This window comes from Clostridium sp. MD294, from assembly GCF_000364165.2.
In the GTDB taxonomy this organism is placed as follows: Bacteria; Bacillota; Clostridia; order Lachnospirales; family Anaerotignaceae; genus Coprocola.
Genome location: NZ_CP097810.1, coordinates 2,653,375 through 2,666,289, shown reverse-complemented (window position 1 = coordinate 2,666,289; position 12,915 = coordinate 2,653,375). Strand labels below are relative to the sequence as shown.

Genomic DNA, 12,915 nt, shown 5'->3' with positions numbered 1-12,915 from the left:
TTTTAAAATAAAAACGAGTGAAAAATATTTTATTTTTTGCTCGTTTTTTGCTTTATAAAATTGCCATTCTTTCTGCACCTTTTTGCCATTTTTTTCGCCCCTTTACACAAAGGGCTACTACTCACAGACTGAAAAACGCATAGCCATAAATGAGGGCATGAGCGAGTTGCAGAACCTTAAAACGCTGATACATGAGATTGTACACGCCAAGCTGCATGACATAGACCTTAACGCCCCCGCAGAGGAAAAGGCAGACCGACCAGACCGCCGCACCCGTGAGGTACAGGCGGAAAGCATTGCCTACGCCGTGTGCCAACACTACGGGCTTGACACTTCCGATTATTCCTTTGCCTATGTCGCAAAATGGAGCAGCGGGCGGGAACTTGCCGAGCTGAAAGCGTCCCTTAAAACTATCCGTGACACCGCCGCCGGGCTGATTGCGGACATAGATAAAAACTTTGCGGAGCAGACAAAAAATAAGGAGCAGACATAGGCACAGGAAGCACAGGCAGAAGAACCTACGCCGGAAGAAAAACAGCCGGAGCAGGACACACAGCAGGAAGAAAAAACAGAACCCACGGCAGAGCCGCCGCAGGAGGAAAAAGCAGGCGCAGACGAACCCGCAGCCGACACCCCGAAAGAGGAAAAGGCAGCCCCGAAAGAACCCTCTAAAACCGAAGCACAGACGGAGCAGCCGGAAGATACTTTCCCCACCCCCGACCCTAACGCAGAGCCGGTTGTAACAATCCTTTGGAGCGAACACAGCCGCTTCCATGACGGCGAAACCATGAGCCTTTCCGAAGCAAACGCCCTTATCGGAAGCCTTGACGAAGCCACCGTTTCCGAGGACGGGTACTATAAGACCAAGTTCCGCATTGACTTTGTAATGGACGGGCAGCCCGACAATTATATCGGGCGGCAGGACTTAGGGGACGGGGACGGCACTCTCATAGAGCATATCGAGGGCTATCATGCCTATTATGAGAATAATGCGAATTGGGACAATTACGTTTTACAAGGCGGCGGCACGGAAGCACTGGAAGCGGACAAGGCACAGCGGGAAATGCTCTTACATGAGTTTGTCCCCTATCTGAAACTGCACAATAACCTCTCCAAAATGGAGCAGGCTGCAACAAAGGCACTGGAAGAAAACAGCGGCATGACCGCCACCGAAACCGCCTACCACACCACCATGAAAGACTATGTTTCCAAATGCTGGGCAATGGTAAACAGCGGGGATTACAGCCTGCCGCCCGTCCCGCAGCTTAAAGACTTTGACACGGAGCTTGCCGCCTATAAGGAACACGTCAAGGAAGAAATCGCACAGGAAGCCGCCGCCGCAGGAATGACCGTGGAGGAATACGCCGAGGGCGGCTACGAAGCACCACAGGCTGAAAACACCTTTACCATTTACCAGTTAAAAGATGATGTACCCTTAGATTTTCATTTCCTACCACTGGAAGAAATACAGGGAAAAGGGCTTGCGGTAGACCCCGCCAACTATGAAAAAACCTACACCGCACCACTCACGCCGGGGACGACCTTAGAGGGGATTTTTGAGAAATTCAACATTGACCGCCCGGAGGACTTCAAAGGACATTCCCTCTCTGTTTCTGACGTGGTAGTGCTTCATCAGAACGGCAAAGACACCGCCCACTATACGGACAGTATCGGTTTTGCGGATATATCACAAAATTTTCTGTTAGAGAACCCCTTAAAAACAGCCGAACTTTCCACGGAACAAAACGCAAACATGATTGATGGTATCATCAACAACACCCCCGCCGCTGACGGACTGGAAGCAGCCGCCGGGGAGCAGATTTCTCTTGAACAGTACGCCAAAACGCTAAAGCAGGACGAAGCCCAAAAGAACGCCGGGCAGGAACAGGACACCACATCATTAACAGAATTACAGCAAAAGGCGGCAGAGATAGCAAAAGGATATGAAAAGCTGTCTATGCAGGAAAGGATTGACATTATCGCACAGTCACTCGGCTGCACGTCCGGCAAAATTGAAACGTCCCCCTGTACGGGAAAATGGAGAGGGACAAGCGATATTTTTATCCGACTTGACAATGGAACGTCCCTGCCTATCGGCAACCGCAGGACACCGCAAGCCAAAACCATAAAGATACAGAATGAATTTATCAATAGTGCATTGGCACGGTATAACCCGGAGATTATCAAGGCAACAAAGGAAGCCGCCATTGACGCACTTAGGCAGCGGGAAATAAAGGATAATGAGATTGCCGCACAGAAAGGCTTGAAGCCCTACACCCTGCTAAATGTAGAGTTTAATGAAAGTACAGACGAAGAAAGCAGCAGGCATATGGGCTGGTATTATGTGACGTTAGTTGTTGGCAGCGAAATCCACCCCCATATGGAAACCGGACTACATCATGCCATACTGGACGGGAAAGTAAGCGGAACACTCACAAGGGAAAATTATTTTGTGGCGAGGGCATTGAAAGAAAGTGACGTTGACTATGTTTTCAATAACGTAGGCTTTTCCTCAACCTCTAGCCTGTATTCGCTACCTGTCCGTGATGAAGTGCGGGAACGTGCGGAAAAGACCCTTGCGAAGCGCAGCGAAACACAGCAGGCAGCCCCGGCGAAAACCATTTATTACACAATCAATGAGGGGGCTGCCCGCCGTGCCAATGACGCAAACAGCTTTTACGACTACAAGCCCGGCAGCGCAACCGCAGAATACAGGCAAATGGTAGATAAAGCCGTGGAGATTGGGGAACACCAGAAAAAGCGGGTAGACCCTATGTACCATGAAAAGATTGACAGCCTTGTTGACACCTACGCCCGGAAACTTGCCGAGAACATGAACAGCAGTTTTTCCATTGAAGCCCGTGTACCCTCTATCCTCATTGCGGGCGGCTCTAATTTCCCGGTACGCAAAAAGGAAAAGCAGAACGCCGCCCGTGACAGGAACATGGAGGACTGGAACGAGATACAGGGATTGCTTGACAAGATACGCAGCACAGGCATGGGTGGTATCAGCGCAGACGACCCGCAGGCAATACAGAAACTGGAAGCCAAACTGGAAAAGCTGCAATCAGCGCAGGACACCATGAAAGCGGTAAACGCCTACTACCGCAAGCACAAGACCCTTGACGGCTGCCCTGCCCTCTCCGCTGAACGTATCGAGAAAATGAAAGCGGAAATATCCTCACAGTGGCACATACAGGATAAGCCCTACCCCTCATGGGCTTTATCCAACAACAACGCAGAAATATGCCGGATAAAAGGGCGAATTGCGGAGCTGACAAAAAAGCAGGAAACCACCTACGCCGGGTGGGAATTTGACGGCGGCACGGTGGAAATGAACCGGGAAGATAACCGCCTGCAAATCTTCTTTGAGGAAAAGCCGGACGAAAAGACCCGTGAAACCTTAAAGGAAAACGGCTTCCGTTGGTCGCCCAAAGCCGGGGCATGGCAAAGGCAGCTCAACGACAACGCCATCTATGCCGCTGACCGTTTATCCTGCATAAAACCTTTGGAGATACAGAAAGAAGCCCGCACAGCCGCCAAGACCGAGAAAAAGCCCTCTATCCGGGCGCAGCTTGCACAGGACAAGGAAGCGTTGAAAGCAGCCCCGAAAAAGGCAGCGGAGAAAAGCAAAAAACAGGGCTTAGTAAAGGAGCTGAACCATGCAGAAATTTGAAAACGTGGATATATTGAAATCCCTCAAAGCAGTCATGCAGACCCACACGGAACACTTTCAGTCTGATTTTGACATAGACGTAAAGATTTTGAAGCAGGCGGCGAAAAGCCCGAACCCGGAGGACAAAAAATATTTATGGATATGCCGCCCTGCCGGAACATGGTGTTTGCGGGAGCGTGACACGTTCATCAAGGACACACGGGAGCATAACACGTTCTGTTTCTATGCCGAGCAGACACGGGACAAAATACTTGCCTATGCCGTAGAGCTGACCGGGATTGAAAAAGGCAGGGTAACAGGCAGCCTTTACGAACTGGACTACCAGAAGCACTATAAACACGTCAAGGACGCTTCCGTACCTGCCGGAGATACCAAGCTGATTTACGAGAACGGGGAACGGACGCAGGAAGCCGGGAAGCGCATTACCGGGGACGCTGACCCCAACTTAGGGAAATTCCTAACCTTTGAGGAACAGCCCAAAGACCCCGCCGCCCTGCAAAGCGTTCTCCGGGACGAAAAGGATAGCCGGGAACGCTCCGCTTGTGGTAACATTAAGGAACATATCGAAAAACTGTCCGGCAAGGGCAGGGGGAAAAAGCCGTCTTTGCGAAAGCAGCTTACACAGGACAGAGAAACCGTAAAAGCCGCCCCGAAAAAGCAGGCGGCAAAGACCACAAACAAAGGATTGGAGGTATAAGCGTATGGGACAATTCAACTTTGAGGAAACAAACCTTATCTGCTGTTACAGGAAGAAAAAAAGGGCTGATACGGTGGCGGCAATAACCGCCGCCCTGCCCTACATGGAAACGGAGATACAGGAGCTTGCAGAACGCACAGCGGAAAAGCTGAAGAAGCTGACCGAGGAAGAATTTGCCGGGCTTGTGTTTCTGCCTGCTGAAGATATGGAGTAATGAAATGCCGGGGAATGGCAGTCTACGGACTGCTGTTTCCCGGTATATTTTTGCTTTACAAGTTATTACTTTTAATATTCAGTGATTTTCCCAACATCTAAAATATTGCAAAAATCAAGAGCAAGCTATTGACTTTTGTTTTAAAGAGTTGTATACTAACTAGCGGAAAGGAGGAAAAAGTAATGGAGAATGGAGTGGAAAATAATTATTCATGTGGTATTCTTCTAAAACAAATACATGATATTCAAGAAAAAAATATAAATAATGCTTTGCGTGATTTGGATTTGACTTTTACACAAGTTACAATCTTACGGACTTTATTACATTCAACCGACAAACAGCTATCTCTAAAAGAGTTAGAAAAAATGCTTCATGTAGCACAATCCACGACTGCACGAATTACCGCAAAAATGGAAAACAAAGGATTGATAGAAAGTTTCGGTGATGTATCTGATAAGCGCATTAAGTATATCCATTTAACACAGTACGGTGAACAATATTGTATAAACGCCAAACAAAAATTTGAGGAAGAAAACGCCCATATATTATCGGCTTTAACCGAAACAGAAAAATTGGTTTTTCTTAGCCTACTTCAAAAGATTATAAATAGTTTGTCATAATGCTCGTTCCAGAGGCGGGCATTTTATTACAGCATAATCATAGCAAGCTATCAATGCTATGCTCTTAAAATTAAGGAGGTAACTTATGAAAGAACAAAAAACATTAGACTCATTTAATTCCATGTCTGTATCACAGGCAGTCATAAGAAACGCTATCCCTGCTATGGCAGCAATGCTTATGACACTGATTTACAATTTGGCAGACACTTTTTTTATCGGACAGACACATGACGCTTACCAAGTCGCTGCTGTATCACTTGCAAGCCCAGTCTTTTTAATATTTATGTCTGTCGGCATGATTTTTGGTATAGGTGGAACATCTGTTATTTCAAGGGCTATGGGAAAAGGGTGGAAAGATTACGCAAAAAGAATATCCTCATTCTGCTTTTGGTCATGTATTGTCATAGGTATTATACTGTCCTGCCTGTCTTTGTTATTTATGGATAATATTCTTGTATTAGTTGGAGCAAGTGCGGACACATGGAATTTGGCAAAAGATTATCTGACGATTGTTTCATGCGGCGGTGTATTTGTGCTTATTTCAAATTGCTTTTCAAGCATTTTACGAGCAGAGGGGCAGGCTACAAAAGCCATGTTCGGTCAGATTTTAGGAAACCTTTTGAATGTTATTTTTGACCCGATTATGATTTTGGGATTTGGTTGGGATATAAAGGGAGCTGCTATTGCTACTTTGATTGGCAATTTCGCCGCTGCCATGTATTATATATTTTATTTTCTCAAAGGAAAATCACAGCTTAGTATTCACATAAAAGATTTTTCTTATAAAGAAAAAATATGTAGCAGCGTTCTTTCTATTGGTATTCCCGCTTCGCTCGCTTCCCTTTTAATGAGTGTTTCTCATATCATTTTAAACGGAATTATGGTGGGGTATGGAGATATGGCAGTTGCAGGCGGCGGTGTCGCAATGAAAGTCACAATGCTTTCGGGAATGCTTACTATTGGCATAGGGCAAGGTGTTCAGCCATTATTAGGTTATTGTGTCGGTGCTAAAAAATGGGAACGCTATAATAAAATATTGAAATTTTCACTTATCTTTGCCTTTATAGTTAGTCTTGTAATGACCGCTTTGTGTTATCTGTTTACAAATCAGATTGTAAGTGCTTTCTTAACAGACGCAAACGCATTTGATTATGCAGTAAGTTTCTCAAGGATTTTACTTACGACCAGTATATTTTTTGGTATTTTTTATGTTATCACTAATGCAATACAGGCAATGGGAGCTGTAATCCCTTCCCTAATTATCAATCTAAGCCGACAAGGAATTATTTATATACTGGCTTTGTATATTTTGAATATTTTTTCAAACGCAAACATACTTATGTTCGCACAACCTGTTGCTGATATTCTTTCAATAGCACTTGCCGTTATATTATATATATTTACATCAAAAAAAATAATGAGAGAACAGAAATAACACTGTATTCAATTAAAGACAATGGAGGAAAAGCAAATGATTATAACAATTAGCAGAGAATTTGGCAGCGGTGGACGTGAATTAGGAAAACGGCTTTCAGACGCTTTGGGTATTCCTTGCTATGACAAAGAGATTATAGCTTTGATAGCAAAGGAAAACGGTTTTGATGAAAATTATGTGGCTCATATATCGGAAAAGAAAATTCAAGCAGCATATCCTTTTACGATTGGACACCAATTTACAACGGCAATGAACCATGTAACGGAACAGGCGATCAAGATTGCGGCTGAACAGCACAAAATAATTGAGCAATTCGCAGCACAGGGAAGTTGTATTATTGTTGGAAGATGTGCAGATGTGATTTTAGAAGCATATTCTCCATTCAATATCTTTGTATATGCAAGTAAAGAAGCCAAACTTCTACGTTGCGAAGAATACTCACCTGCTGACGAAAGATTAACCAATGCTGAACTTGAATTAAAAATGCGTGAGGTAGATAAAAACAGAGCAGCATACAGAAAATTTTTGACTGATACAAAATGGGGTGAAAAAGAAAACTATCACTTATGTATCAACACAACAGGAATGGAAATAAAACAAATTGTCCCACATATCGTAGCATATATTGGCGAATGGTTCAAAAAGGAATGAACCAACAAATAACCAAGCAAGCATAAAAAACAGAAAACTTTAGGAGATGTCTGCATGGGGAGATTACTATTGCTGACACTTAATGAACAAGAAGAAAAAGTAATAGACAAAATTATATCAGCAATCACTGATTATATACAGCTTGAACCCATACAAGCTACACCTGTTTCTGTTCTATCTTTTCCGGGACTGGAAATAAGGCAGAACCAACGCCGGGTACTTCAAAATGGGGAAGAAATAAACCTTACCCGCCTTGAATACAGCACCCTTGTATTCCTTGCTTCCAATCCTGGCATTGTCCTTACACAGACACAGATTTTTGAAGCCGTCTGGCATATGGATAGTGATAGCTGCCATTCAAGCGTTGTCAACGTGATTTGCAACCTGCGGAAAAAGATAGAGCTGGATAGCAAAAACCCGACCTACATAAAAACCGTGTTAGGTGTCGGCTATAAATTCAACGGATAAACGCCGGGGAATGATGATTGAAAGACTGTCATTCCCCGGTGTCCTTTTCTGCCCTTGTGGACGCTTAGAAGCCCTTTTCAGGGCGTTAATGGTATTTCCCTGCCTACGCTCCATAACGCCCCGGAAACGCCATTAAAACGCCTTACACGCCCGCCCTAACTGTCCGCATTACCTCTCTGTCTGTTTCTCCCGTTCCGGCTGCTTCGCCTGCCGCAAAATACTGTCTACGTTCTGCTTGATTGTGTCGTACTGCTTTACTTTCTTTTTCAGTTTCCTGTACTCTTGATATAACTTGTCTTTTTTCTCCGCAAGCTCCTTGTACTCCGTATGCAGCTTCTTGAAATCGGGCAGCTTCCCGCTGTTCTTCGCCGCCTGCAACGTCCTAGCGGCGGCTTCGTGAATGATAATGCTGCTCTCATTGCCCCGCAGGAACTTTTCTTTGTCCTTTGCCTTTTTGTACTGCATATAGACCGCCTTTGTCTGTTGGTATACGAATATGTTTTTCATCAAAAGGGATATGTCGGACAATCTCTTTTCCAAGCCTTTCAGCGTGGCGGCGGTATTTTCACTTTCCGTATGCACTTCATCAAGAACCGCCTGCAACTGCTCATACTCTGAAATGTCATGCTTCGTGAGGAAATTCAAAGTCTTTTCCGCCTGCTTCAAGTTGTGTATCTTCGCCCACTGTTCGTAGCCTTTGCTTTCCGCTGCCTTGATACTGTTCTGAATGTCTATGAGCATGGAAACGCCCGCTTTTTCTTGCCTTAACGCTTTCGGCTTCGCCCGGTATGTCCCGGCAATCCTCTTCGTTATGGCTTCCACGGTGTAGGCTTCCCCAAGCGTCTTAGAGCGTGTGAAGCGTTCCTGCCCCGGCGCACGGAACGAAACGAACTTCCCCCGCTTTATCTCATAGCTCGCCGCTTCCATGAGCCGCAGGAAATCATCAAAATCTTTCGCTTTTGGTATGGTAATGTCTATCAACGCTTTCAGCTTTGCTTTCCAACTTGTCCCTTTCCGTTCAGCGTCCCATTCCGCATACTTCTTTCCCTTGTCCTGCCCCGGCGTGACGACGGACAGCCCGTGTTCCTTACACAGCCTGTCGCTCTCATTCCGTATCTGGTAATAGCTTTTCTTGTTGGAAATATACTTGCGGTGTGCCGTAAAATCCACCGCACAAAATATGATGTGGTTATGGATATGCCCATTGTCTATGTAGGTAGTCAACACATATTCATATCTGCCGCCAAGAACCTTGTCCGCAAGCTCCTTTCCTATGCGGTGGGCTTCCTCATAGCCCACTTCCCCCGGCACAAAGGACTGTATTAAATGGTGTCCGAGGTTGTCTCCCTTGTCCCGTGCCTTTGACAGCGTAAAGCCAAATTCAATATCTGCCGTCTGATACGAGCAGCCATAGGAGGAAATCAAAATCTGATTGTCCGTCTTGTCGGGATTGCAGATATAATCTATCGCCTTATTCAGCGTAGTTTTGATAGGGTGTATCTTTGTAACTGCCATATCTTTTCCAATGCCCCCTTTATTTCCTCTAAGTCCTCTTTGTAGGCGTTCCCGGTGGAGTTGACCCGCCTTGCTATCTGGTTAACGTTTACGCCGACTTTCTGTATTTCTGCCGTCTGCTCCTTGACCGCCGTATAGTCCAACTGGATAATATAGCCGTCAATCGCCATTTTCCGCAGGTACGCCCCCAAGTTGTCCGTTTGCAGCAGCTTCATTTTTTCCTCAATCAATGTGCGCTCCTGTTCCGTCACATAAAATTTTAACTGGATAGCCCGCTTTCTCTCTGTCATAGCCCCGCTTCCTTTCCGTTTTTTCAGAGGGTAAAACCCTCTGCAATCAAGAGGGTTTGGGACACTTCCCAACAAGCAAAATCCCCACAATTCCCGCAGGGCGGCAAGTGGGAATTTTACGGGATTGGGTACTCAATCCCTATGCTTGCTATTCTTCCCCCTATAACTTACTACGCATGGAAAACCCAAACAGGCAACCTTAAAGAAAAGTTTTTGAAAAAATAAAAAGAAAAGAGGGGAAGCCGATTTTTTTATGGCTTTCCCTCTTAGCTGACCCATAAGCGAGGACGGGCGGCGGGGGCAAGGGCAGGCGTTCTTCTGCCCGTGCATTTTACCCTTGCGGCTGCCGCCTATTCCTGCTATCCGTTGTCGTCTGATAACTTCCCCGCAGCGGCTTTTTTCTCTTTTCCCTTATGCAGAAAATTGTCTTACTTTGCAGAAACTCTTAATGCAACCGTGATACAAAACTGATAGAAACGTGATATTTAGCCTGTAACATTTTTTACTGGAAAGGGACAATCCACAGAAAGAATTTTCCCGCCCATAATCACAAACGCCACGGCGGGAGAAACCGCAACCTACCCAAGAAAAGAGAACCCAATGCACACCCGACTGAAAACAGACCGCAGCCGGGCATTTTTATGTCTTTTGAAAATTTTTTCAAAATTTTTTCAAAAACATTGCCTGTTTTGCCTTTCCGTGCGTAGTAAGTAATAGAGGGGTAAAATTTCCCGGCTCTGGCAAGGGCAAGAGGGAGGTGGAAGCATGAAGCCCCATTCAGGCTTCATTTCCTTACTGTCAACCAGAACCATGTATGACGAGCAGGGAAAGCCCGTTGTCTACATTGACGAGGAACTGCGCCGCCGACTGGAAACCAAGCTGATAGCAAAAATCCCGACCTTTAAGGTGGCATAACGACAGATACCCTTTCCCACTGGAAGCAGGAAAGCACGGGCGGGCTGACCGCCCGCCGCTTCTTGCCATTCCGCAAAAGTACATCTTCATGGTGTGCCTTTGCGGGCTGACAAGCCGCAAGAACCTTGACAAAGAAAGCGCACGGCGCAGCATAGGGCAAACGGACACGTTCAATGTGCGGCGAGCCTGCGGGCTGATACGCCAAGACCCCCGGCAAGGGGCGAGCGATACAGTATCAGCGAACCGCAGCGGCAATGTAGAAACTGCCGCCGCCATGACCCGCACATTGGCATAATGATACACCCATATGACACGGCTACTCATAGGAATGAGAGGGGTTAAAGTCCCGTGGAGCTGCCAAGTCGTCCGTTCCGCCCATTTTACACACCGATACAGTGAGGGAAACAGTAATAGGACAATCCTGTTTCCCCATAGAATAAAATAATGGACAATGCAAGGAGTGAATTTATGGGAAAAACCATACACACTACTACCGAGCATAAAATCGGTGCTGTTACATATTTTGTAGTTTCCGCACAAAGCGAAAAAGCAACGGAAACTTTAGATAAAAAAGTTGAGAAGCTGATTAAGAAAGATATACAGGAAACCGCCGTAAAACGGCATTTCTGCTGATAATACATATTGGCTTTGACGGCGGAACGTGGTATAATATCCGTAAGTACATTATACCTTTTGTCTGACTGTCGGAAAGGAGCAGACCATGTTACAGCCAGACAAAATTACCGCCCTCTATTGCAGGCTTAGCCAAGAGGACTTACAGGCCGGGGAGTCCGGCAGCATACAGAACCAGAAAATGATTTTGCAGAAGTACGCAGAAGAACATCATTTCCTTAACACAAGATTTTTCATTGATGACGGCGTATCGGGCGTGAGCTTTGAACGTGAGGGCTTACAGGCAATGCTGCATGAGGTAGAAGCCGGACACGTCGGGACAGTCATAACAAAAGACCTTTCCCGTCTGGGGCGCAACTACTTAAAAACCGGGGAGCTGATAGAAATTATTTTCCCAGAATATGAGGTAAGGTATATCGCCATCAATGACGGTGTTGACACCGCAAGGGACGACAACGAATTTACACCGTTAAGGAACTGGTTCAATGAATTTTACGCAAGGGACACAAGCAAGAAAATCCGTGCAGTCAAACAGGCAAAGGCACAGAAAGGGGAACATGTCAACGGGGAATGTCCGTATGGCTATCTGATAGACCTGGACGACAAAAACCATCTGATACCCGACCCCGAAACCGCCCATGTTGTGAAACAGATTTTTGTCCTTTACGTCAAAGGCGGGCGTCTATGTGACATTCAGAAATGGCTTGCCGACAATAAGGTGCTGACAGTTGGCGCGTTACGTTTCCAGCGTACCGTGCAGACACGGTATCACAACGCTTCGCTGATACCTTATTCGTGGCCGGACAAGACAATTTATGATATGCTTGCAAGGAAAGAATATTTAGGGCATACCATTACAGGGAAATCCTACAAGGTATCTTACAAGTCAAAAAAGACAAAGAAGAACCCGGAAGAAAAGCGTTACTTTTTCCCAAACACGTATGAAGCGCTGATTGATGAAGAAACTTTTGAACTTGCACAGAAAAGGCTTGCCACAAGACACCGCCCCACAAAATCAGAGGAAATAGACCTCTTTTCCGGGCTTCTGTTCTGCGGCGACTGCGGGTACAAGATGTATCTGCAACAGGGCGTAAGCATACCCGAACGCAAACACGCTTACACCTGCGGCAACTACCGCAACCGCCCAAGAAAAATGACACAATGCTCTACACACTATATCCGCAAATCTGTTATCACGGAGCTTGTGCTTGCGGATATGCAGAGGGTGCTTTCCTTTGTGAAACACCATGAGAAAGAGTTTATCAAGACCGCCACGGAGTTAGGCAGCCAAGAAGCCCTAAAGACAGCGGCGTAGGAACAGAAAGAACTTTCCACGGCACAGGCAAGGCTAAAGGAAATAGACACTGTTTTCCGCAAACTGTATGAAGATAACGCTTTAGGAAAACTTTCTGATGAACAGTTTGTTTTTATGACTTCCAGCTATGAGGAAGAAAAAAAGACGCTGAAAGAAAAAATTGCCGTTTTAGACAGGCAGATACAGGCAGCCAAAGAGCATAACTCTGATGTAAAGAAATTCGTCCAGTTGGTAAAGAGGTACACACAGATAAAGGAACTGACCTATGAGAATGTGCATGAATTTATTGACCGTATTCTGATTTATGAACTAGACAGGGAAACCAACACCCGCAAGATTGAGATATTTTATAACTTTGTTGGTAAAGTAGAGAACACGCAAGAACCTATCAAAAACACATCTTATTTCCGTCAAATCGGTACAGACGTAGACAGTATCGTAGTCTAAGATAAAGCAAGGGCTAGATGTTGATACCGTACATCAAAA

General features: G+C 45.7%; 12 protein-coding genes and 2 pseudogenes. 12 read left to right on the top strand and 2 right to left on the bottom strand.

What is annotated here, in order from left to right; translation table 11 throughout:
* The first annotated feature begins 82 nt into the window (after positions 1–82).
* The 9 genes and pseudogenes from C820_RS14615 (at position 83) to C820_RS13145 (ending at position 7,761) form a co-directional block, all read left to right on the top strand.
* Positions 83–493 carry an ImmA/IrrE family metallo-endopeptidase gene (locus tag C820_RS14615; protein ID WP_502799856.1) on the top strand — a complete coding sequence of 137 codons (411 nt, stop codon included), beginning with the start codon at positions 83–85 and terminating at the stop codon, positions 491–493.
* A gap of 240 nt (positions 494–733) precedes the next feature.
* Positions 734–979, top strand: a pseudogene (locus tag C820_RS14680) (LPD25 domain-containing protein); the annotation flags it as partial.
* An 84-nt stretch (positions 980–1,063) separates the two neighbouring features.
* On the top strand, positions 1,064–3,676 hold the full coding sequence (locus tag C820_RS13175) for a YodL domain-containing protein (protein ID WP_502799885.1): 2,613 nt from the start codon (positions 1,064–1,066) through the stop codon (positions 3,674–3,676).
* Positions 3,663–4,373, top strand: coding sequence for a hypothetical protein (locus C820_RS13170; RefSeq protein WP_004036924.1), 711 nt, complete (start codon positions 3,663–3,665; stop codon positions 4,371–4,373). The genes C820_RS13175 and C820_RS13170 overlap by 14 nt, the downstream gene beginning before the upstream one ends.
* A gap of 4 nt (positions 4,374–4,377) precedes the next feature.
* Positions 4,378–4,587: a transposon-transfer assisting family protein gene (locus C820_RS13165; protein WP_035296316.1), complete on the top strand. Its 210-nt coding sequence runs from the start codon at positions 4,378–4,380 to the stop codon at positions 4,585–4,587.
* 182 nt (positions 4,588–4,769) lie between these two features.
* Positions 4,770–5,207, top strand: coding sequence for a MarR family winged helix-turn-helix transcriptional regulator (locus tag C820_RS13160; protein WP_004036925.1), 438 nt, complete (start codon positions 4,770–4,772; stop codon positions 5,205–5,207).
* Between the two features lie 85 nt (positions 5,208–5,292).
* Entirely contained in the window at positions 5,293–6,642 is a 1,350-nt protein-coding gene (locus C820_RS13155) for an MATE family efflux transporter (RefSeq protein ID WP_004036926.1), read from the top strand.
* 36 nt (positions 6,643–6,678) lie between these two features.
* Complete coding sequence (locus tag C820_RS13150) at positions 6,679–7,293, top strand: cytidylate kinase-like family protein (RefSeq protein WP_004036928.1); 615 nt, start codon at positions 6,679–6,681, stop codon at positions 7,291–7,293.
* Positions 7,294–7,347: 54 nt separating this feature from the next.
* Positions 7,348–7,761, top strand: a complete 414-nt coding sequence (locus C820_RS13145; RefSeq protein WP_004036929.1) for a winged helix-turn-helix domain-containing protein — start codon at positions 7,348–7,350, stop codon at positions 7,759–7,761.
* Positions 7,762–7,929: 168 nt separating this feature from the next.
* On the opposite strand, the gene C820_RS13140 is transcribed toward C820_RS13145, so the two are convergent.
* Both C820_RS13140 and C820_RS13135 read right to left on the bottom strand, forming a co-directional pair.
* The gene (locus C820_RS13140; RefSeq protein ID WP_004036930.1) at positions 7,930–9,276 is read right to left on the bottom strand and encodes a relaxase/mobilization nuclease domain-containing protein; all 1,347 of its coding nucleotides are present in this window, start codon (positions 9,274–9,276) and stop codon (positions 7,930–7,932) included.
* Positions 9,237–9,566: a plasmid mobilization protein gene (locus C820_RS13135; protein WP_016283857.1), complete on the bottom strand. Its 330-nt coding sequence runs from the start codon at positions 9,564–9,566 to the stop codon at positions 9,237–9,239. Before C820_RS13135 ends, C820_RS13140 begins: the two co-directional genes overlap by 40 nt.
* 765 nt (positions 9,567–10,331) lie before the next feature.
* Here C820_RS13135 and C820_RS13130 point away from each other — a divergent pair.
* From C820_RS13130 to C820_RS13120, 3 genes and pseudogenes are all read left to right on the top strand, one after another.
* Positions 10,332–10,481, top strand: coding sequence for a helix-turn-helix domain-containing protein (locus C820_RS13130; RefSeq protein ID WP_083863862.1), 150 nt, complete (start codon positions 10,332–10,334; stop codon positions 10,479–10,481).
* A 468-nt stretch (positions 10,482–10,949) separates the two neighbouring features.
* Positions 10,950–11,114 carry a TnpW family protein gene (locus C820_RS13125; RefSeq protein ID WP_004036931.1) on the top strand — a complete coding sequence of 55 codons (165 nt, stop codon included), beginning with the start codon at positions 10,950–10,952 and terminating at the stop codon, positions 11,112–11,114.
* Positions 11,115–11,202: 88 nt separating this feature from the next.
* Positions 11,203–12,876 (top strand): annotated as a pseudogene (locus C820_RS13120) (recombinase family protein).
* Positions 12,877–12,915 lie beyond the last annotated feature (39 nt).